This window comes from Catellatospora sp. IY07-71 (assembly GCF_018326265.1).
In the GTDB taxonomy this organism is placed as follows: Bacteria; Actinomycetota; Actinomycetes; order Mycobacteriales; family Micromonosporaceae; genus Catellatospora.
Map to the genome: position 1 here is coordinate 4,115,440 of NZ_AP023360.1, position 20,933 is coordinate 4,136,372.

The 20,933-nt window shown below is 71.9% G+C and carries 21 protein-coding genes; 16 read left to right on the forward strand and 5 right to left on the reverse strand.

Features of this window, described 5'->3' with window-relative positions; genetic code table 11:
• Positions 1-123 precede the first annotated feature (123 nt).
• The 9 genes from mltG (CS0771_RS18430) to aroQ all read left to right on the forward strand — a co-directional run bounded on the left by mltG (CS0771_RS18430) (position 124) and on the right by aroQ (position 10,341).
• Entirely contained in the window at positions 124-1,374 is a 1,251-nt protein-coding gene (gene mltG / locus CS0771_RS18430) for an endolytic transglycosylase MltG (RefSeq protein ID WP_212842139.1), read from the forward strand.
• On the forward strand, positions 1,374-2,180 hold the full coding sequence (locus CS0771_RS18435; protein WP_212842140.1) for a shikimate dehydrogenase: 807 nt from the start codon (positions 1,374-1,376) through the stop codon (positions 2,178-2,180). Before mltG (CS0771_RS18430) ends, CS0771_RS18435 begins: the two co-directional genes overlap by 1 nt.
• A 33-nt stretch (positions 2,181-2,213) precedes the next feature.
• On the forward strand, positions 2,214-3,419 hold the full coding sequence (gene mltG / locus CS0771_RS18440) for an endolytic transglycosylase MltG (protein WP_212842141.1): 1,206 nt from the start codon (positions 2,214-2,216) through the stop codon (positions 3,417-3,419).
• A 197-nt stretch (positions 3,420-3,616) separates the two neighbouring features.
• Positions 3,617-4,723, forward strand: a complete 1,107-nt coding sequence (locus CS0771_RS18445; RefSeq protein ID WP_212842142.1) for a glycerophosphodiester phosphodiesterase — start codon at positions 3,617-3,619, stop codon at positions 4,721-4,723.
• 240 nt (positions 4,724-4,963) lie between these two features.
• Positions 4,964-7,045: a sorbosone dehydrogenase family protein gene (locus CS0771_RS18450; RefSeq protein ID WP_212842143.1), complete on the forward strand. Its 2,082-nt coding sequence runs from the start codon at positions 4,964-4,966 to the stop codon at positions 7,043-7,045.
• A gap of 66 nt (positions 7,046-7,111) precedes the next feature.
• Positions 7,112-8,290: a chorismate synthase gene (gene aroC, locus CS0771_RS18455; protein ID WP_212842144.1), complete on the forward strand. Its 1,179-nt coding sequence runs from the start codon at positions 7,112-7,114 to the stop codon at positions 8,288-8,290.
• Positions 8,291-8,303: 13 nt separating this feature from the next.
• Positions 8,304-8,810, forward strand: a complete 507-nt coding sequence (locus CS0771_RS18460; RefSeq protein WP_244870868.1) for a shikimate kinase — start codon at positions 8,304-8,306, stop codon at positions 8,808-8,810.
• A 2-nt stretch (positions 8,811-8,812) separates the two neighbouring features.
• Complete coding sequence (gene aroB, locus CS0771_RS18465) at positions 8,813-9,889, forward strand: 3-dehydroquinate synthase (RefSeq protein ID WP_212842145.1); 1,077 nt, start codon at positions 8,813-8,815, stop codon at positions 9,887-9,889.
• Between the two features lie 17 nt (positions 9,890-9,906).
• Entirely contained in the window at positions 9,907-10,341 is a 435-nt protein-coding gene (aroQ, locus tag CS0771_RS18470; protein ID WP_212842146.1) for a type II 3-dehydroquinate dehydratase, read from the forward strand.
• A 186-nt stretch (positions 10,342-10,527) separates the two neighbouring features.
• Here aroQ and CS0771_RS18475 read toward each other — a convergent pair whose 3' ends face one another.
• Entirely contained in the window at positions 10,528-11,142 is a 615-nt protein-coding gene (locus CS0771_RS18475; protein ID WP_212842147.1) for a hypothetical protein, read from the reverse strand.
• A gap of 13 nt (positions 11,143-11,155) precedes the next feature.
• Positions 11,156-12,307, reverse strand: coding sequence for a branched-chain amino acid ABC transporter substrate-binding protein (locus CS0771_RS18480; RefSeq protein ID WP_244871378.1), 1,152 nt, complete (start codon positions 12,305-12,307; stop codon positions 11,156-11,158).
• 63 nt (positions 12,308-12,370) lie between these two features.
• Here CS0771_RS18480 and CS0771_RS18485 point away from each other — a divergent pair, with 63 nt between their 5' ends.
• The gene (locus CS0771_RS18485) at positions 12,371-12,889 is read left to right on the forward strand and encodes a hypothetical protein (protein WP_212842149.1); all 519 of its coding nucleotides are present in this window, start codon (positions 12,371-12,373) and stop codon (positions 12,887-12,889) included.
• Between the two features lie 137 nt (positions 12,890-13,026).
• Here the strand turns inward: CS0771_RS18485 and CS0771_RS18490 are convergent, their stop codons facing one another.
• A complete protein-coding gene (locus CS0771_RS18490) occupies positions 13,027-14,301 on the reverse strand; it encodes a HAMP domain-containing sensor histidine kinase (protein WP_212842150.1) in 1,275 nt (424 codons plus the stop codon).
• A gap of 19 nt (positions 14,302-14,320) precedes the next feature.
• The gene (locus CS0771_RS18495) at positions 14,321-14,989 is read right to left on the reverse strand and encodes a response regulator transcription factor (RefSeq protein WP_212842151.1); all 669 of its coding nucleotides are present in this window, start codon (positions 14,987-14,989) and stop codon (positions 14,321-14,323) included.
• 125 nt (positions 14,990-15,114) lie between these two features.
• Between CS0771_RS18495 and efp the strand changes: the two genes are divergently transcribed.
• Positions 15,115-15,672 carry an elongation factor P gene (efp, locus tag CS0771_RS18500; protein WP_212842152.1) on the forward strand — a complete coding sequence of 186 codons (558 nt, stop codon included), beginning with the start codon at positions 15,115-15,117 and terminating at the stop codon, positions 15,670-15,672.
• A gap of 54 nt (positions 15,673-15,726) precedes the next feature.
• Positions 15,727-16,140 (forward strand): transcription antitermination factor NusB, encoded by a 414-nt coding sequence (gene nusB / locus CS0771_RS18505; RefSeq protein ID WP_203751591.1) that lies wholly within the window; start codon positions 15,727-15,729, stop codon positions 16,138-16,140.
• 70 nt (positions 16,141-16,210) lie between these two features.
• Here the strand turns inward: nusB and CS0771_RS18510 are convergent, their stop codons facing one another.
• The gene (locus CS0771_RS18510; protein WP_203689965.1) at positions 16,211-16,699 is read right to left on the reverse strand and encodes a transcriptional regulator; all 489 of its coding nucleotides are present in this window, start codon (positions 16,697-16,699) and stop codon (positions 16,211-16,213) included.
• A 280-nt stretch (positions 16,700-16,979) separates the two neighbouring features.
• On the opposite strand from CS0771_RS18510, the gene pyrR reads away from it, so the two are divergent.
• The 4 genes from pyrR to carA are packed head-to-tail and all read left to right on the forward strand — an operon-like array spanning position 16,980 to position 20,933.
• Positions 16,980-17,588, forward strand: coding sequence for a bifunctional pyr operon transcriptional regulator/uracil phosphoribosyltransferase PyrR (gene pyrR / locus CS0771_RS18515; RefSeq protein WP_212842153.1), 609 nt, complete (start codon positions 16,980-16,982; stop codon positions 17,586-17,588).
• Positions 17,585-18,493 (forward strand): aspartate carbamoyltransferase catalytic subunit, encoded by a 909-nt coding sequence (locus CS0771_RS18520; protein ID WP_212842154.1) that lies wholly within the window; start codon positions 17,585-17,587, stop codon positions 18,491-18,493. The genes pyrR and CS0771_RS18520 overlap by 4 nt, the downstream gene beginning before the upstream one ends.
• Positions 18,490-19,797 (forward strand): dihydroorotase, encoded by a 1,308-nt coding sequence (locus tag CS0771_RS18525; protein ID WP_212842155.1) that lies wholly within the window; start codon positions 18,490-18,492, stop codon positions 19,795-19,797. The genes CS0771_RS18520 and CS0771_RS18525 overlap by 4 nt, the downstream gene beginning before the upstream one ends.
• On the forward strand, positions 19,794-20,933 hold the full coding sequence (carA, locus tag CS0771_RS18530; RefSeq protein WP_212842156.1) for a glutamine-hydrolyzing carbamoyl-phosphate synthase small subunit: 1,140 nt from the start codon (positions 19,794-19,796) through the stop codon (positions 20,931-20,933). Before CS0771_RS18525 ends, carA begins: the two co-directional genes overlap by 4 nt.

The window sequence follows — 20,933 nt, forward strand, 5'->3', positions numbered from 1 at the left end:
TTGATCGGATATGCCTGAATTGTGCTGGACGGCGGCTGAAAACCCGCCGTCCGCCCAGGGGTGCAGAAAACCTCTCACGTGTAACGTAGCCGCCGGACGCTGCCCGTACACGAGAGGGTCCCGATGACTGACGAGCTCTTCCTGCCGTTCGACGAGCACCCCGAACGCAGCCAGCGCCGTCGCCACGCGGTGGACGGCAACCGTGGTCGCAACGGGAAGAAGAAGAAAAAGAAGAAGAAGCGCGGCGGCGGCCGCACCTTCCTCGCGCTCTTCCTGAGCCTGCTCCTGCTGGGCGGCCTGGCCGGCGGTGTGTACCTCGGCTACGACAAGCTCATGGGCTTCTTCACCACGCCCGACTATGAGACGGCGGCGAGCTCGGCCGAGGTCACGGTCGAGATCAAAGAGGGCTCCAACGGCACCGACATGGCCAAGGTGCTCAAGGCCAATGATGTGATCAAGAGCGAGCAGGCGTTCATCGAGGCGTGGGACGCCGATCCGAAGAACGCCCAGAAGATCCAGCCCGGCGTCTACAAGCTGCGGGTGCAGCTCAGCGCGGTCGACGCGATGAAGATGCTGCTGGACACCGCCAACCGGATCACCAACGGCATCACCATCACCGAGGGCCTGTCCACCTTCAAGATCTACAAGCTGCTCTCCGAGAAGCTGGAGATCCCGCTGGCCGAGTTCAAGGCCGCCGCGAAGGACCCGATCAAGCTCGGCGTGCCGGACTGGTGGTTCAAGCGGGAGGACGGCAAGAAGGAGAGCCGCTCGCTGGAGGGCTTCCTCTTCCCGGACACGTACGAGTTTCCGCCGAACGTCACCGCCGAGTCCGCGCTGAAGATGATGGTCGCGCGCTTCCTCGACGTGACCGGGGACCTCAACTACGCCGACAAGGCCGCCGAGCTGAACATCTCGCCGTACCAGGCGCTGATCGTGGCGTCGCTGGCGCAGGCCGAGGCGGGCAACGCCGACGACCTGGGCAAGGTCGCGCGGGTCTCCTACAACCGGGTGTTCAGCGACAAGGCGGTCCAGGAGATCGGCACCTGCCGCTGCCTGCAGTTCGACGTGACCGTCAACTACTCGCGGGAGATCGCCGGCAAGGACCCCAAGCCGTCCAGCGGCCTGACCCAGGCCGAGCTGACCGATCCGAAGAACCCCTACAACCGCAACGCCAAGGGCCTGCCCCCGACCCCGATCAACAACCCGGGGCAGCACGCGCTGGAGGCGGCGGCCGACCCGCCGAAGGGCGACTGGCTGTACTTCGTCGCGATCGACAAGCAGGGCCATTCGGCCTTCTCCAGCACGCACAGCCAGTTCTGCCGGGACAACGACAAGGCCGTGCAGGCCGGCGTGCTGAAGCAGAGTTCCTGCTGATGCGCGCCGCGGTCCTCGGCAAGCCGGTCAGCCACTCGCTGTCCCCGATCCTGCACAACGCCGGCTACGCGGCGGCGGGGCTGGCCGGCTGGTCGTACACCGCGATCGAGTGCGCCGAGGACGAGCTGCCCGCGCTGGTGGCCGGCCTCGGCCCGGAGTGGGCGGGGCTCTCGCTCACCATGCCGCTCAAGGAGGTCGGGCTGACCGTCGCCACGGCGGTCAGCCCGGTCGCCGCGGCGGTCGGCGCTGCCAACACCCTGGTCCACCAGCCCGACGGCACGTGGCGCGCGGACAACACCGACGTGCCCGGCATGGTCGCCGCGCTGGGCGAGGCCGGGATCAGCGGCGCGGCGCGGGTCGCCGTGTTGGGCGCGGGCGGCACCGCGCGGGCCGCGGTCGCCGCCGCGGCGCAGCTGGGCGCGGAGTCGCTGACCGTGTACGCCCGCCGCCCGGAGGCGATCGACGAGCTGCGCCCGGTCGCCGCGGCGATGGGCGTGCCGCTGACCGCGGCGGGCTGGGCGGCGGCCGAGGAGTGCGCCGCCGCCGACGTGGTGATCTCGACCGTGCCCAAGGGCGTCGCGGACCCCCTGCAGGTGCCGTGGCGGCCCAAGACGGTGCTGTTCGACGCGCTCTACGACCCGTGGCCCACCCCGCTGGCCGCCGCCGCGCAGCGGGCCGGCTGCCGCATCGTGTCCGGATTGGATCTTCTGCTGAATCAGGCACTCGGCCAGTTCGAGCAGTTCACCGGCGTTGCCGCGCCGGTCGAGGCGATGCGCGGGGCACTGCGGGAGGCCCGGCGCGGTTAGCCTGTCCCGATCCGACGATGCGGAGGCGGACCGGTGACCGAGGAGTTCTTTCTGGCGTACGGCGACGAGCCGGAGCCGTACCGGCCGCAGCGCCGGCCAGGGCAGCCGCCCCGGCGGCGCAAGCGCCGTAAGCGCCGCCGCGGCCGCACCGCCCTGGCTCTTCTGCTCACCCTGCTGCTGCTCGGCGGCATGGGAGCCGGGCTCTACCTCGGCTACGACCGGCTGCGCGGCATGTTCGGCGCGGAGGACTACACCACCGCCGCGGGCACCGCGGAGATCGAGATCGTCATCCCCGAGGGCGCGAGCGGGCTGCAGATCGCCAAGGTCCTCAAGGGCCAGGACGTGATCGCCAGCGAGCAGGCGTTCATCGACGCCTGGGAGGCCAACGGCGACGCCGACCGGATCCAGCCCGGCCGCTACCGGCTGCGGCTGCGCCTGGCCGCCGCCGACGCGATCCTGATGCTGCTCGACGTCAAGAACCGGATCGTCAACGGCATCACCATCCCGGAGGGCCTGTCCACCTTCAAGATCTACAAGCTGCTCGCGGAGCGGCTGGGCATCCCGGAGGCGCAGTTCAAGGCGGCGGCGAAGGATCCGGTCAAGCTCGGCGTGCCCGCCTCCTGGTTCGAGCGCGACGGGCGAAAGGTCACCCGGTCGGTCGAGGGCTTCCTGTTCCCGGACACCTACGAGTTCCCGAAGGACGTCACGGCGGAGGCCGCGCTGAAAATGATGGTGCAGCGCTTCCTCGCGGTCACCAAGGAGCTGAAGTTCGCCGAGACGGTGCGCGCCTCGCTGGACGTCGCGCCGTACGAGGCGCTGATCGTCGCCTCGCTGGCCCAGGCCGAGTCGGGCACCGCCAAGGACCTGCCCAAGGTCGCCCGGGTCGCCTACAACCGGATCATCGAGCAGCCGCCGGGCGGCATCTGCCACTGCCTGGAGATGGACGTGACGGTCAACTACTGGTTCGAGACGCAGGGCAAGCCGACCAAGGAGTCCGGCAAGATGACCGAGGCCGAGCTGGACAATCCGAGGAACCCGTACAACCGCAAGCTGGCCTTCCTGCCGACGCCGATCAACAATCCCGGCCGGGCGGCGCTGTCCGCCGCGGCCAAGCCGGCCGTCGGCAAGTGGCACTTCTTCGTCGCCATCGACAAGGAGGGCAACTCGGCCTTCGCGGTCACCAACGCCGAGCACGAGCGCAACAAGGAGCTCGCCTGCGAGCGGAAGATCATCTGCTGACCGCGACCGTCCGTGATCCGTTCTTGTGGACGCTGAGTGTCGCCATGGCAGCGCTGCGCCTCCACAAAAGCGGATCATGGCGCACGTCCGCGTGCCGTCGGCGCGAATTCGCCGCTCCGTCACGCTGATGTCGATCGTGCGCCGCCGAGCCGGTCTGGACTCGCCCGGACAGCAACCGTCCGTGGAGGAGCAGAACGATGGACCGACGTGACCTGTTCGTGGCTGGGGCGCTGGGCGCCGCGGTGGCGGCCCCCGCCCTGATCGGGGTGCCCGCCTGGGCGACCGGTGCCGACCGGGATGATGAGCGGGTGCATGACCGTGACCGCCCACTGGTGATCGGGCACCGCGGGGCCAGCGGCTACCGGCCCGAGCACACCCTCGCCTCGTACGAGCTGGCCGCCCGGATGGGCGCCGACTTCATCGAGCCGGACCTGGTGATCACCCGGGACGGGGTGCTGGTGGCCCGGCACGAGAACGAGATCTCCGGCACCACCGACGTGGCCGCCCGGACCGAGTTCGCGTCGCGCCGGGTCACCAAGACGATCGACGGCGTCGCGGTGACCGGCTGGTTCACCGAGGACTTCACCCTGGCCGAGCTGAAGACGCTGCGCGCCGTGGAGCGGCTGCCCGCCGTCCGCCAGCGCAACACGGTCTACAACGGCCTGTTCGAGGTGCCCACCTTCGAGGAGGTGCTGCGCCTGCGCGAGAAGCTGTCCAGCCAGCTGCGCCGCGAGATCGGCGTCTACCCGGAGACCAAGCACCCGACCTACTTCGACGGCATCGGGCTGCCGCTGGAGCGGCCGCTGGTGGCGGCGCTGCGCAAGCACGGGCTGGACCGCCGGGACGCGCCGGTGTTCGTGCAGTCGTTCGAGGCGGCCAACCTGCGCGAGCTGCGTACGGCGCACCGGGTCAAGGCGCCGCTGGTGTTCCTGGCCGGCGCCGGCAAGCCGTTCGACGACCCGAAGCCGTACGCGGAGTACCTGGCCCCGGCCGGCCTGCGCGAGCTGGCCGGCTTCATCGACGGCATCGGGCCGGAGAAGGGCCTGGTCATCCCGCGTGCCGCCGACGGCTCGCCGGCCACGCCGACCGCGCTGATCGCCGACGCGCACGCACAGGGGCTCAAGGTGCACCCGTACACGTTCCGGGCGGAGAACCAGTTCCTGCCGGTGAACCTGCGCAACGGCGCGGTGCCCGCCGAGTACGGCCGCATCCTCGACGAGCTGGCGGCTTACCTGGCCGCCGGCGTGGACGGCTTCTTCACCGACAACCCCGACCTGGGCCTGCTCGCCCGCACCCTGGCCTGACCGGCCCTGACCGTCGGCCCCGCCCTGAGCGGGGCGGTCCAGTTTCGGGGAAATTGCAGACTCCTCGCGCCTTGTTCGTGCAATTTCCCCGAAACTGACGGCTCGCCGAACGAACCCGGCCCGGCATCGCACTTCGGAAGCTGTGCAGTATGTCAGGTCACGGCGTGTTTCGTGGTGATATTCCGTTTTGCGCGGGTAGCCTGGCGCGGTCTTTTCGTCGTGCGGAGCCGGGGGCCGGTCATGAACGCTCGCAGGGTCACGGTGACCGTGGAGGCGGTGCTGACCGCCGTGGTCGTGGCGGTGGCGGGGCTGGTCTCGTTCGCCGGCCCCGCCTCCTCCCACGTCCCGTCGGTCGCCCCGCTGCCGCCGCTGATCAGCGAGCCGTCCGTGGACGGACAGCTGCTCAACGGCGCGGACGTGCACATGGAGGCGCAGCCGTTCGCCGACCCGGACGTGCACGACACGCACGCGTGCAGCGACTGGGAGATCTGGTCGGTGGCGCCCGCCCCGGTGGAGCGGGTCTGGTCCGGCCAGTGCGTGCACGGCGCCACCCGGCTGCACGCGCACCTGGGCAACGGGCAGTTCGAGGGCTCGCTGGCCGGGCAGGCGGAGCTGCCGCCGGGGCGCGACTTCGAGGTGCGCGCCCGGTTCCGCTCCTCCTCGGCCGACCCGGCGACGCAGTGGAGCGCGTACGCCAAACGCACCTTCCGCACCGACGTGCAGCTCGTGCCGCTGCCGGGAGCGCCGCAGTGGCGCACGCTGCAGGACGGGTACGTGGTCGAGGAGGTCGCGTCCGGGTTCGCGCTGCCGGTCGGCATCGCGATGGCGGCGCGGCACCCGACCGACCCGGCCGCGCCGCGCTTCTACGTCAACGAGCTGTACGGGCAGATCAAGGTGGTCCGCGGCGACTTCAGCGTCACGACGTACGCCAAGGACCTGCTGAACTTCGACCCGACCGACAAGTTCCCCGGGGACGGGGAGTTCGGGCTGGGCGGCATCACGGTCGAGCCGGAGTCGGGCGACCTGTTCGCCGCCCTGGTCTACAAGTCCGGTAACCGGTTCTTCCCGAAGGTGGTGCGGCTGACCAGCTCCGACGACGGTCTCACCGCGACGAAGGTGACCACGGTGCTGGACATGAAGGGTGAGGACATGGTCGCCTCGCACCAGATTTCCAACCTCACCATCGGGCCCGACGGCAGGCTGTACGTGCACGTCGCCGACGCGTTCGAGCCGAAGACGGCCAAGGACAAGAACTCGTTCCGGGGCAAGGTGCTGCGGGTGAACCTGGACGGCAGCGCGCCGCAGGACAACCCGTTCTACGACGCCGACGACGGCATCAAGGCCAAGGACTACGTCTTCGCCCTCGGCTTCCGCAACCCGTTCGGCGGCGCCTGGCGGGCCGCCGACGGCCAGCACTACTCGGTGGAGAACGGCCCGTCCATGGACCGGTTCGCGCGGGTCACCCGGGGCACCGACTTCGGCTGGTACGTCGGGGACAGCGCGATGAAGAAGAAGGCGCTCTACAACTGGAGCGTCGCGCACGCGCCGGTCGGCATCACGTTCGTGCAGGAGGAGCACGGGCAGAGCGCCGGGTTCCCGAAGGAGGTGTACGGCAACGCGTACATCTCCGAGAGCGGGCCGACCTACGCCTCCGGGCCGCAGGTGCGCGGCAAGCGCATCGTGATGTTCGCCTTCGACGCCAAGGGCAAGGTCACCGGCCCGAAGACGCTGGTCGAGTACAACGGCAACGGCAAGTCCACCATCGCCGGGATCGCCGCGGGCGCCGACGGGCTCTACTTCAGCGCGCTCTACCCGGACGACGCCAAGGACGGGCCGTACGCGCCGAAGGCCAAGCTCTACCGCGTCCGCTACGCCGACAAGGCCGGGGCCGCGCCCAAGGCCGCCAAGGTGGACAAGAAGCTGTGCACCGACGACGAGCTCAAGGTGTCGGCGTCACCGGCGAAGGCGGCGGTGGACCGCAAGAGCCCGCTGAACATCACGCTCAAGGTGCAGAACACCGCCAAGCGTTCCTGCCTCCGCGATCTCGGCGCCGACCTGCAGGAGCTGCAGCTGCTGCGCGACGGGGAGAAGGTGTGGTCGTCCGACGACTGCGGCCCGCTGCACGGCAACCAGGTGGTGCGCCTCGGCCCCGGCGACACCCGCAGCTACACCGTCACCTGGAACGGCAAGCAGAGCAACACCTGCGAGAAGGTGGGCGGACGGCGGGTGCCCGACGGGTCGTCGCCCCCGGTGGGGCCGTACGAGATCGTCGCCCGGGTCGGCAGCGACCGCAGCGAGCCCGTCCCGCTCCGGATCAAGTGATCCCGACTGGTGGCACGCGCGGGCCTGCACGGGGTGGCGGGCCCGCGCCGTGACAGACTGGTGATCGTGTTGCGTTGGCTGACCGCAGGGGAGTCGCACGGGCAGGCGCTGGTCGCCGTGCTCGACGGCGTGCCCGCCGGAATCGAGATCACCAGTGACGAGATCGGCCACGAGCTGGCCCGCCGCCGCCTCGGCTACGGCCGCGGCGCGCGCATGGCGTTCGAGCAGGACGTGGTCACCATCCTCGGCGGCGTACGGCACGGCCGCACGCTGGGCAGCCCGGTCGCCATCCAGGTGGGCAACTCCGAGTGGCCCAAGTGGGAGACGGTCATGTCGGCCGACCCGGTGGACCCGGAGCTGCTGGCCAAGCAGGCCCGCAACGCGCCGCTGACCCGTCCCCGCCCCGGCCACGCCGACCTGGCGGGCATGCAGAAGTACGGCCACGACGACGCCCGGCCGATCCTGGAGCGCGCCAGCGCCCGGGAGACCGCGGCCCGCGTCGCCGTCGGCACCGTGGCCCGCGCGCTGCTGCGCCAGGCGCTCGGCGTCGAGATCCTGTCGCACGTCATCGAGCTGGGCTCGGTCGCGGCCAAGCCCGGCCTGGTGCCGGTGCCCGGCGACACCGAGCGCATCGACGCCGACCCGCTGCGCTGCCTGGACCCGCAGGCCAGCGAGCGCATGGTGGCCGAGGTCGACGCGGCCAAGCGCGACGCCGACACCCTCGGCGGCATCGTCGAGGTGCTGGCCTACGGAGTGCCGCCGGGCCTGGGCACGCACACCCAGTGGGACCGCAAGCTCGACGCGCGCATCGCCACCGCGCTGATGTCCATCCAGGCCATCAAGGGTGTCGAGATCGGTGACGCGTTCACCCAGGCCCGCTCGCGCGGCTCGGTGGCGCACGACGAGATCGTGCCCACGCCCGACGGCGTGAAGCGGGTCACCGACCGGGCCGGCGGCCTGGAGGGCGGCATCACCTCCGGCGAGCCGCTGCGGGTGCGCGCCGCGATGAAGCCGATCTCCTCGCTGAACCGGGCCCTGTCCACGGTGGACGTCACCACGGGCGAGGTCGCCACCGCCATCAACCAGCGCTCCGACGTGTGCGCCGTGCCCGCGGCGGCGATCGTCGCCGAGGCGATGATGGCGCTGGTGCTGGCCGAGGCGGCCGTGGAGAAGTTCGGCGGCGACTCCGTGCCCGAGATCCGGCGCAACGTCGCCGGCTACCTGGACAACCTGCTGATCCGCTGAGGAGGAGACGACCGTGAGCAGGCCGTTGTGCGTGCTGGTGGGCGCGCCCGGGGCGGGCAAGTCCACCGTGGGGCAGCTGCTGGCGCAGGCGTACGGGGTGCCGTTCCGCGACACCGACGCCGACATCGAGGCGGCGGCGGGCAAGCCCATCTCGGACATCTTCATCGACGAGGGCGAGCCGCACTTCCGGGCGCTGGAGTCGGCCGCCGTCGCGGCCGCGCTCGCCGAACACGAGGGCGTGCTGGCACTGGGCGGCGGCGCGATCCTCGCCGAGGCCAACCGGGACCTGCTGGCCGGGCACACCGTGGTCTACCTGAGCGTCGAGCTGTCGGACGCGGTGGCCCGCACCGGCCTGAGCCAGGGCCGCCCGCTGCTGGCCCTGAACCCCCGCGCCACCCTGCGCTTCCTGCTCGACCAGCGCCGGCCGCTGTACGAGCAGGTCGCCACGTTCACCGTGGCCACCGACGGGCGCACCCCGGAGGAGATCACCGCCGAACTCGTCGAGCTGCTGAAGGGCTGAACGTGTCGGACCTGACCCGGATTCCGGTCGGCGGCGAGCGGCCGTACGACGTCTTCGTCGGCCCCGGCGTGCTGGCCGAACTGCCCGCCGTCACCAAGGGCGCCGACCGGGCCGCGGTGCTGTTCGCCCCGCCCGTACGCGGCTACGCCGAGCAGGCGGCCGCGTTGCTGACCGGCGCGGGCACCGAGGTCGTCATGGTCGAGGTGCCGGACGCCGAGGCCGGCAAGAGCATCGCGGTCGCCGAGCGCTGCTGGGACGAGCTGGGCAAGGCGTCGTTCACCCGTAACGACGTGGTGGTCGGCGTGGGCGGCGGCGCCGCCACCGACCTGGCCGGCTTCGTGGCCGCCTGCTGGCTGCGCGGCGTGCGCTGGGTGCCGGTCTCCACCAGCATCAACGGCATGGTCGACGCGGCCGTCGGCGGCAAGACCGGGGTGAACACCGCCGCCGGCAAGAACCTGGTCGGCGCGTTCCACCCGCCCGCCGGGGTGCTCTGCGCCACCGAGGCGCTGGCCACCCTGCCCCGCGAGCAGTTGCTCGCCGGGATGGCCGAGGTGGTCAAGGGCGGCTTCATCGCCGACCCGGTGATCCTCGACCTGATCGAGCGCGACCCGGCGGCCGCCGTCGACCCGGCCGGTCCGGTGCTGCGCGAGCTGATCGAACGCAAGATCGCGGTGAAGGCCCGGGTGGTCGGCGAGGACCTGCGCGAGGCCGGGCTGCGCGAGATCCTCAACTACGGGCACACGCTCGGCCACGCCATCGAGCGCCGCGAGCGGTACCGCTGGTCGCACGGGCACGCGGTCAGCGTCGGGCTCGTCTACGCCGCGCGCCTCGGCGTGCTCACCGGGCGGCTGGACGAGGCCACCGAGGCGCGGCACGCCGCCATCCTGCGCTCGCTCGGCCTGCCCGTCGCCTACCCGGCCGACGCCTGGGACGAGCTGCGCGCCACCATGTCCGTGGACAAGAAGGCCCGCGGCCGGGCGCTGCGCTTCGTGCTGCTGGACGGCCTGGCCAACCCGGTCACCGTGCCCGTGGACGACGAGGCGCTGCTCGCCGCGGCCTACCGGTCCGTCGCCGCCTGACCCGTTAGGACGCTTGCATGAAGGTCTACGTGCTCAACGGCGTCAACCTGGGCCGCCTCGGCACCCGCCAGGTCGACGTGTACGGCGCCACCACGTACGCCACGCTGGTCGACCTGTGCGAGAAGACCGGCTCACAGCTCGGGCTGGACGTCGAGTGCCGGCAGACGGACGCCGAGGCCGAGCTGGTCGGCTGGCTGCACCAGGCCGCCGACGAGCGCGCGGCGGTGGTGCTCAACCCCGGCGCCTGGAGCCACTACTCCTATGCCGTGCGCGACGCGTGCGCGATGCTCAACGGCCCGCTGGTCGAGGTGCACATCTCCAACATCCACGCCCGCGAGGAGTTCCGGCACCACTCGGTGGTCTCCGCCGTGGCCACCGGCGTCATCGCCGGCCTCGGCGTCGACGGCTACCGCCTCGCGCTGGAGCACGTCTTCCACCTGCTGGACCGCTGACCGCCGCCGGACACGGCATACCGTCGCGTCGCCTTTGCTCTGCACACAAATACGCGCCCGACGCTGGTGGTCCGGTGCGTATTCGTGTGCAGAGCAAAGTGGCTGGAGATGCTGTCGGCATCTTGGCGTGCGCGGCGGGGCACGCCGGAGGGTGGCGTGTAGCCTGGCCCCGCCGCGCACCCTGACTCAGCGCACGCCGGTGGCTTCGCTGAGCAGCTGATGGACCTGCGGTCCGGCCACACGCACCACCTGGGTGCCCTCGCGCGGGCCCTCGGTGACCGCCTCCAGGCCGAGCCGGGCCGCGGCGGCGACCAGCGCCTGCGCCGCGGCATGCGACCCGGCGCGCACCGTCAGCCGGCCCGGCCGAGCCTCGACCCCGCCGGTGAGCAGCGCCATCCGCCACAGGCCGAGTGCCGCCTGGCGCGCGTCGGCCGCGGCGGGTGTCGCCGCGAGCAGCCGGGTGCGGCTGCGCCAGGCGCCGGTCAGCGCCCGGGTGATCCGGTTGTACGAGCTGGCCGGCACCTCGACGCGCAGCCCGTCGCGCTCCGTGTGCACCACGTTCGCCCAGGTCAGCGTGGAGAGCAGGCTGGCCAGGCGGGTGGCCGCGGGGACGGAGGAGGTCTGTGCGACGGCCGCGGTGCCGGGCCGGTGCCAGCCGGACGGGCGCAGCTCCTGCCAGGCGAAGGCGGCTTCGAGCAGGGGATAGGCGCCCAGTGGGGCCTGGGCGAGCGCGCGCTGCAGCGGGTCGGCGCCGGCCGGCGCGGCTTGCCGCGGGAGGTCCGCGATCAGGGTCGCTGACATGGACATGCTCCTCTCAGGCGGAAGGTCGGGTACGGGGGATCTCGCGGTCGGCGACGACCATGCCGTCGGTCACCCGGTAGGCCCAGAGCACGACAGCGGTGTCGACGAGTTCGCCCTGGGGTGTGAACTGCAGCCGCCCGGTGACCCCGTCGTGCGCGTACGCGTCGACGAAGGCCTCCATGTCACGGCGGGTGGCGTGGCCGGCCTCGAACCCGGCCAGGAAGATCGAGGCGGCGTCGTACGCCTCGGCGCTGTAGGTGCCCGCGTCCCGGCCGAACTCGGCGCGATAGCTGCCGGGGAAGTCCCGGGCGGCGCGCTCGGGCGGCAGGCAGGGGCAGGTGATGACGGCGCCCTCGGCGGCGCGCTTGCCGGCCGCCCGCACGAAGCCCGCGTCCTTGACACCGTCGCCGGCCACGAACGCGGCCGACACGCCCGCCTCGCGCATCGCCTTGAGCAGCGTGCCCGCGCCGGAGTAGTAGCCGCCGTAGAAGACCACATCGGCCCCGGCGGAGCGGATCTGGCTCACCACCGAGGAGAAGTCGACCTGGCGCGGCGGCACCGAGGCGCGCTGCACCACCTTGCCGCTGAGCGTGGCGGCGACCTCGTCGGCCAGCCCTCGCCCGTACGCGCCGGTGTCGTCGACGACGAACGCCTTGCGTGCGCCGAGCACGGTGTCGATGTAGCGGGCCGCGGCGGGCCCCTGCGAGGCGTCGTTGCCGAGCAGCCGGTGGAACGTGGACCAGCCGCGCTGGGACAGGTTGGTGCGGGTCGCCGACACCGTGACGACCGGTACGCCGCCCTGGTCCAGCAGCGGCCCGGCGGCCTCGGCCTCGCCGGAGAACGCCGGGCCGATCACGCCCATGATCTTCGGGTCGGCGACGATGTTCTGCACCAGCGCCGGGGCCTGCTTGGGATCACCCTGCGAGTCGAAGGCCACCAGCTCTGCCGGGCAGTCCGGGTGGCGCTTGCGGTACTGCGTGAACGCCAGCTCGGCACCGGAGCGGATGTTGCCGCCGAGATCGGCCGAGTCGCCGGTGAGCGGGCCGATCACCGCGACCTTCATGCCGCACACCTGCGGGGTCGCGAGCGGGGTCGCGGCCGCGTCACAGCCCGCGGTCACCAGCGCCACCAGCGCCAGAACCGCCGTCAGCCGTGCGTACGGCACTCGCAACAGACTTACTCCTCGCGTAGGGTGCGCCTATCCTGCCCGGATGAGCGTGAGGATTAGATGAGTAACCCGGTGGAAACCGCCCGGCGACCCGCACCCGTGGTGCTGGCCGCCGTGTTTCTGCTGGTCACGACCCTACTGGGCGGCTGCGGCAGCGACCAGGAGCCGCCGCGTACGGCCCCCCTCAGCCCCGCCGGCCGCCCCTCGCAGCCCCAGGCCGCCCTCTACGGCATCAGCTCCGACACCCTCGGCTGGGTCGTGATCGACGCCCGCGGCTACGTCCTCTACCGCAGCGAGCACGACTCGGCCCGCCCGCCCCGCTCCGCCTGCACCGGCGCCTGCACCGTCCAGTGGCTCCCCGTCCCCGCCGCCGACCCGATCCGCGTCGAGGGCATCGACCGCCAGCTCGTCGGCACCATCCTCCGCCCCGACGGCACCCGCCAACTCACCCTGGCCGGCTGGCCCCTCTACGGCTACGCCGGCGACCGCATGCCCGGCGACACCAACGGCCACGCCAAAGACGGCCACTGGTTCGCCGTGACCCCCATCGGCACCCGCGCCGGCCCCACCCCCAGCTGACCCACCCCACCCCCTCACCCCTCTCCCGCCGATCTTGCGTGGACTGTGGGTGCGACACGCATAAACCGGGCAGAAGGGCAACACTTCGCGCAAGATCGACGTGATCTTGGCGCGGAGCGCGGGGCGGTGGTGGGGTGCTAGCGGGGGTCGGGGGGGAGGGTGAGGGTCGCTTCGGTGCCGCCGCCTTCGGCGGGGGACAGGCGAAGCGTGCCGCCGTGGAGGTCGGCGACCCAGCGGGCGATGGCGAGGCCCAGGCCGGTGCCGGTGGGGGAGCCGGGGCGGAAGCGCTCGCCGTCGGCGGGCAGGCCGGGGGCGGGGCCGGGGCCGTCGTCGCGGACCACGACCAGGCCGGGGGCGACGGTCAGGGTGATGGCGGCGGGGGCGTCGGCGTCGCGGCCGTGCTGGACGGCGTTGTGGATCAGGTTGCGCAGCGCGATGCGGACCAGGGTGGGGTCGCCGAGGGTGACGGTGGGCTCGGTGTGGCTGGTGGCGGTGTGCGGGTGCTGCACGGTCTCGGTCAGCACCTCCTCGGCGAGCTGGTCCAGGCGGAAGCGCTGGCGCTCCAGGTGGCGCAGGCCGGCGACCAGGCGGGCGCGGGTGAGCAGCGCGGCGACGGCGTCGGTGAGCCGGTCGGTGGCCTTGATGACCCGGCGCAGCGCGTCCGGTTGCGCCTTCGGGTCGGCCAGCGCGCCCTCGGACACGGCCCGGATCACCGTCAGCGGCGTACGCAGCTCGTGCGCGGCGTCGGCGACGAAGCGCTCCTGCTGGGTGAGCGCGTCGGCGATGGGCTGGGTGCCGCGGCGGGCCAGCAGGTAGCCGCCGAGGCAGGTCATCGCGGTGAACGCGGTGCCGCCGACGATCAGCGCGACGGCCAGCCGCCGGTGCGCGGCCTCACCCGGGCCGGGGTCGGCGACCGCGACCACGGTGCCCGCGATCACGCCGGTGTCGGCGTGCCGGAAGGGCACGGCCAGCAGGTGCACGATCTCGTGCCGCTCGTCGCGGACCGCCTCGCTGACCTCGCCGCCCGCCGCGTGCACCGTGCGGGCCGGGCCGAGCAGCGTCGGCGGCGGGATGACGGCCAGCCGGGCCGGGTGCGCGAAGACCAGGGAGACGTCGGTGCGGTTGGCCTCGTACACGTACACCGCCGTGGAACCCTGGGCCACCGCGTTGTCGTAGAGCTTGTCCAGCAGCAGCGCGCCGGAGTCGTAGTAGAGCAGCGCGACCGCGGTGCTGGCGGTGCGGTGCAGGTCGGCGGTGACCGCCTCGGCCCGCTGCCGCTCGTCCACCACGAGCGCCACCGCGCCCATGCCGGCCAGGCCGAGGATGTTGAGCGCGAGCAGCAGCGCGGTGAGCCGCAGCCGCAGCCCGGCCAGCCGCTCGGCCGTCTGCAGCTGCCGGGTGCTCCGCTTCACGCCGCCTCCCCGCGCGCGCTCATCGTCCCGCCAGGTCGATGCGGTAGCCGGAGCCGCGCACCGTGGTGATCACGGGCGGGTCGCCGAGCTTGCGGCGCAGCTGCCCGACGACCACGTCGACCACGTTCGAGGCGGGGTCGGCCAGCTCGTCCCAGCAGTGTTCGAGCAGGTCGGAGCGGCTGACCACGGCGGGGCGGCGGACCAGGAGCATCTCCAGCACGGAGAACTCCTTCGGGGTGAGGGTGAGCAGGATGCCGTCGCGGCGCACCTCGCGGCGGGCGGTGTCGACCTCGACGTCCCCGGCGCGCAGCACGGCGGGCACGGTGCTGCCGCGGCGGCGGCACAGCGCGCGCACCCGCAGCACCAGCTCGGCGGCGACGAACGGTTTGACCACGTAGTCGTCGGCCCCGGCCTCGAACCCGGCCACCCGGTCGGTGACGTCGTCGAGGGCGGTCAGCATCAGCGCGGGCACGGCCAGCCCGGCGGCCCGGCGGCGGCGCAGCTGCCCGGCGGAGTCACCCTCCGGGAGGATCCGGTCCAGCACCAGGCAGTCATAGTCGTTGACGCTGATGGAGACGTCGGCCTGGCTCCAGTCGGCGGCCTGGTCGACGGCGAACCCGACCGCACGCAGGGCGGTGACCACCACGCCCCGCACCTCGGGATCGTCCTCCACGACCAGCACCCGCACGGCGGCGAGGCTAACAGCACAGCCGTAATCCGGGCCACCCGCGCGGTGGAGCCGAGATCACGGGCCGGTAAAGTAGTCGGGTCTGTTCTTTGTCAAGTATCTGATCATGTAACGGGAGCCTGGCTGTGGCCACCACGAACGACCTCAAGAACGGCATGGTGCTCAACCTCGACAAGGAGCTCTGGGCCGTGGTCGAGTTCCAGCACGTGAAGCCCGGCAAGGGTCCGGCTTTCGTGCGGACGACCCTCAAGCACGTGCTCACGGGCAAGGTGGTCGACAAGACCTTCAACGCGGGCACCAAGGTCGAGACCGCCAACGTCGACAAGCGCCAGATGCAGTACCTCTACGCCGACGGCGAGGACTACGTCTTCATGGACCTGGACACCTACGACCAGATCCACGTCAGCGGCGAGACCGTCGGCGACAACGTGAACTACCTGCTGCCCGAGGCCGAGGTGATCGTCGCCACGCACGAGAGCGTGCCGCTGTACGTCGAGCTGCCGACCAGCGTCATCGTCGAGGTCACCTACACCGAGCCGGGTCTGCAGGGCGACCGCTCGACCGGCGGCAACAAGCCGGCCACGATCGAGACCGGCGCGACCGTCCAGGTGCCGCTGTTCATCACCACGGGTGAGAAGATCAAGGTCGACACCCGCGACGGCCGTTACCTGGGCCGGGCCTGATGGGCCTCGTGCCCGTCCGGAGGATTGCACGTGGCTGAGGGACCCAAGTCGCAGATGCCGGCCCGGCGCCGGGCGCGCAAGCGCGCGCTCGACGTGCTCTACGAGGCCGATCTGCGCGACCTGCCGGTGCGCACCGTGCTGGCGGCGTACCTGGAGCGGCTGCCGACCCCGCGACCGGAGCACCTGCCCTACGCGGTGTCGCTGGTCGAGGGGGTGAGCGAGCACCTGGACGAGATCGACGAGATGATCGCCACCTTCGCCGAGGGCTGGACCATCGACCGGATGCCGGTGGTGGACCGCAACCTCGCCCGCATCGCGGTGTACGAGCTGCTGCACGTCCCCGACGTGGACGACCCGGTGGCCATCACGGAGGCGGTGGAGCTGGCGAAGGAGATGTCGACCGACGACTCGCCCCGCTTCCTGAACGGCCTGCTGGGCCGGATCGCCGACTACGCCCCTCGGCACTGAGCACCGAGCTGAGCTGCGAAAGCGGCCCTTCCCCACGGGGAAGGGCCGCTTTCGTCGGTGCGGGAGTGTGTCAGCTGGCGAAGAAGGCGCGCGGGTCGGCCACGAGCACGCCGTGGTCGGCCAGGCGCTCGATCAGCTCGCTCGGCGTGCAGTCGTAGAAGACGGCCAGCGCCTGCAGGTCGACGGCGCGGATGGAGAGCACCCGGCCGTTGTAGTCGCCGCGCTGCTGCTGGATGGCGCGGGCGTAGCGGGCCACCGAGGCGAGGTCCTCCTTGGCGCCGTCGTAGAGGCGCTCCAGGTCCAGAACGATCTTGCTGGTGGCCTCCTGGCGCGGCGCGGGGCCGTCGGGCAGCAGCTCGCCGACGGGCACGCGGTAGAAGTCGGCCAGCTCGGCCAGTCGGGACACCGTGACGGCACGGTCGCCTCGCTCGTACGAGCCGACGACCACGGCCTTCCAACGCCCGTTCGACTTCTCCTCCACGCCCTGCAGGGACAGGCCCTGCTGCTGGCGGATGGAGCGCAGTCGCGCACCGAGGGACTTGGCGTAATCAGACGGCATTCCGACACTCCCAGCTATGGGCCGGGGCGGGTTCCCCGACGATCGCTACGCAGCGTGACGGTACGGCGCTAACGACACGCGGTCAAGTGCTCGTTGACCACAAGTTGAGACAACCTCATCCGACCGGCTTGATCAACTGAACTGATCCGCCAGGTGCAATGGTATGACCTGCGGATTGACTAGCCCCCGTACGTATCGCCGCTCGTCTCACTGCTAAGTTTAATGCTGACCTTGACATCCTTTAACGACCCGTCCAGTGAGGCGGGGAAGGAGGTCTGCCTTGGCGCGCCCATCGACAGACGAGTCGACCGCACCAGCGCAGCAGCCGGCCGCACCGGCTCCTACGAAGATCGTTCTCTCCGCCGCGGACGTCTCCCGCGTGGTGGACCGCATCGCGCACCAGATCCTGGAGAAGACCTCCGGCGCCGCCGACGTGGTCCTGCTCGGCATCGCCACCCGCGGGGTGCCGATCGCCCGCCGGCTGGCCGAGCGCATCCGGGCCTTCGAGGGCCGCGACATCCCGGTCGGCACGCTCGACATCACCCTTTACCGCGACGACCTGCGCAGCAGTTCGGTACGCGCGGTCGGCCGCACCGAGGAACCCGCGGGCGGCGTGGACGGCCGAAAGGTCGTCCTGGTCGACGATGTGCTCTTCTCCGGCCGCACCATCCGGGCCGCCCTCGACGCGCTCAGCGACCTCGGCCGCCCGGCCGCGGTGCAGCTCGCCGTGCTGGTCGACCGCGGCCACCGGCAGCTGCCGATCCGGGCCGACTACGTCGGCAAGAACATCCCCACCGCCCTGTCCGAGCAGGTCAAAGTGAAGCTGACGGAGATCGACGGGACGGACGAGGTGGTCCTCATCAACGCGGGGAAGGGTGACGCCCGATGAAGCACCTGCTGTCGACGGCCGACCTGGACGCGGCCACCGCGATCGAGATCCTGGACACCGCCGCCGAGATGGCCAGCGTGTCCGGCCGCGAGATCAAGAAGCTGCCCACGCTGCGTGGCCGGACCGTGGTCAACCTCTTCTACGAGGACTCCACCCGGACCCGCATCTCGTTCGAGGCCGCCGCGAAGCGCCTGAGCGCCGACGTGATCAACTTCTCGGCCAAGGGCTCCAGCGTCGAGAAGGGCGAGAGCCTCAAGGACACCGCCTGGACGCTGCAGGCCATGGGCGCCGACGCGGTGGTCATCCGCCACCCCGCCTCCGGCGCGCCGCACCGCCTGGCCAACTGGGTCACCGGCAGCGTGCTCAACGCGGGTGACGGCACCCACGAGCACCCCACCCAGGCGCTGCTGGACGCGTACACCATGCGGTCCCGGATGGGCCGGCTCGACGGCCTGCACGTGGCGATCGTCGGCGACGTGCTGCACAGCCGGGTGGCCCGCTCCAACGTGCTGCTGCTCAACACGCTCGGCGCGAAGGTCACCCTGGTCGGCCCGCCCACGCTGATCCCGACCGACCTGAACACCTCGGTCCAGCTCAACTACGACCTCGACGCGGTGCTGCCGCAGGCCGACGTGGTGATGATGCTGCGCGTGCAGCGCGAGCGGATGACCGACTCGTACTTCCCCTCGGCGCGGGAGTACTCCCGCCGTTACGGCCTGGACGGCGCGCGGCTGCGGCGGATGCCGTCGCACGCGATCGTCATGCACCCCGGCCCGATGAACCGGGGCATGGAGATCACGCCCGAGGTGGCCGACTCGCCCCGCTCCACCATCGTCGAACAGGTCACCAACGGCGTCAGCGTCCGCATGGCCTGTCTCTACCTGCTGCTCGGAGGACGTTCGTGACCGACATTCTGATCAAGGGCGCGCGGGTGCTCGGCGGCGAGCCGGCCGACCTGCTGCTGCGCGACGGCCGTATCGCCGAGGTGGGCACCGGCCTGTCCGCCGAGGGCGCCGAGGTGGTCGACGCCACCGGTCTGGTCGCCCTGCCGGGCCTGGTCGACCTGCACACCCACCTGCGTGAGCCCGGCCGGGAGGACGCCGAGACGGTGTACACCGGCTCGCGCGCCGCGGCGCTCGGCGGCTACACCGCCGTCTGCGCGATGGCCAACACCTCCCCGGTGGCCGACACCGCGGGCGTGGTCGAGCAGGTCTACCGGCTGGGCCAGGAGGCCGGGCTGGTGGACGTGCAGCCGATCGGCGCGGTGACCGTCGGCCTGGCCGGCGAGCGCCTGGCCGAGCTGGGCGCGATGGCCGACTCGGCCGCCCGGGTGCGGATCTTCTCCGACGACGGCTTCTGCGTGGCCGACCCCCGGCTGATGCGCCGGGCGCTGGAGTACGTCAAGGCGTTCGACGGCGTCATCGCCCAGCACGCCGAGGAGCCCCGGCTCACCCAGGGCGCGCAGATGCACGAGGGCGACGTCTCGGCGAAGCTCGGGCTGACCGGCTGGCCCGCCGTGGCCGAGGAGTCGATCATCGCGCGGGACGTGCTGCTCGCCGAGCACGTGGGCGCCCGCCTGCACGTGTGCCACGTCTCGACCGCGGGCAGCGTCGACATCATCCGCGCGGCCAAGGCCCGGGGGGTACGCGTGACCGCCGAGGTCACCCCGCACCACCTGCTGCTGACCCACGAGAAGGCCGAGTCGTACGACCCGGTATACAAGGTGAACCCGCCGCTGCGCACGAACACCGACGTCCAGGCGCTGCGCGAGGGCCTGCGCGACGGCACGATCGACATCGTGGCCACCGACCACGCCCCGCACGCCGCGGAGGACAAGGAGTGCGAGTGGGCGTACGCCCGCCCCGGCATGCTCGGCCTCGAAACCGCCCTGCCGATCGTTCTGGAGGCCCTCGGTGAGCAGAGCCTCGGCACGCCGGCGGAGCCGGCGCTCTGGGACCTGATCGCCGAGCGCATGTCGCGCGCCCCGGCGCGCATCGCCGGGCTCGACGGGCACGGCAACGACCTGGTCGCGGGCGCGCCCGCGAACCTCACGCTGATCGACCCCACGACGCGGTGGACGGTCGAGCCGACCGGGCTGGCCAGTCTCAGCCACAACACGCCGTACGCCGGGATGACCGTGCCCGGCCGGATCGTCGCGACCTTCCTGCGGGGCGTGCCGACGGTGCTCGACGGAAAGGTGCAGAAGTGACCGAAGCAATCCTGGTCCTGGAGGACGGCCGCGTGTTCCGCGGCGAGGCCTACGGGGCCGTCGGCGAGACCTTCGGCGAGGCGGTCTTCACCACCGGCATGACCGGCTACCAGGAGACCCTCACCGACCCGTCGTACCACCGCCAGGTCGTGGTGCAGACCGCGCCGCACATCGGCAACACCGGCGTCAACGACGAGGACGACGAGTCCGACCGCATCTGGGTGTCCGGCTACGTGGTCCGCGACCCGGCCCGGACCCCGTCGAACTGGCGCGCCACCGAGGACCTCGGCACCCGGCTGGCCCGTAACGGCGTGGTCGGCATCAGCGGCGTCGACACCCGTGCGCTCACCCGGCACCTGCGCGAGCGCGGCGCCATGCGCGTCGGCGTGTCCAGCGTCGAGACCGACCCGCAGGCGCTGCTGGCGCGGGTGCTGGAGCAGCCCGGGATGGTGGGCGCGGACCTGTCCGCGCAGGTGAGCACGCCCGAGGCGTACACCGTCGACGCCGAGGGCGAGCACCGCTTCACGGTCGCGGCCCTGGACCTGGGCATCAAGCGCAACGTGGTCCGGCGGCTGGCCGCCCGCGGCGTGACCACCCACGTCCTGCCCGCGACCGCCGACCTCGGCGACCTGCTGTCGGTCGGGGCGGACGCGGTGTTCTTCTCGCCCGGCCCTGGCGACCCGGCCACCGCCGACCACGCGGTGGCGCTGGCGCAGGCCGTGATGAAGCGCAGCCTGCCGCTGTTCGGCATCTGCTTCGGCAGCCAGATCCTGGGCCGCGCGCTCGGCTTCGGCACGTACAAGCTGGGCTACGGCCACCGCGGCATCAACCAGCCGGTGATCGACCGCGTCACCGGCAAGGTCGAGGTCACCTCGCACAACCACGGCTTCGCGGTCGACGCGCCGATCGACAGGGTGTCCGAGACCGCCTTCGGCCGGGTCGAGGTATCCCACGTGTGCCTGAACGACAACGTGGTGGAGGGCCTGCGCGCGCTGGACGTGCCCGCCTTCACCGTGCAGTACCACCCGGAGGCGGCAGCGGGGCCGCACGACGCCGACTACCTGTTCGACCGGTTCGTGGAGCTCGTCGAGCGCCCCGGCAAGGTCCGTGCGGAACTCATCAACGGAGGCAAGTGA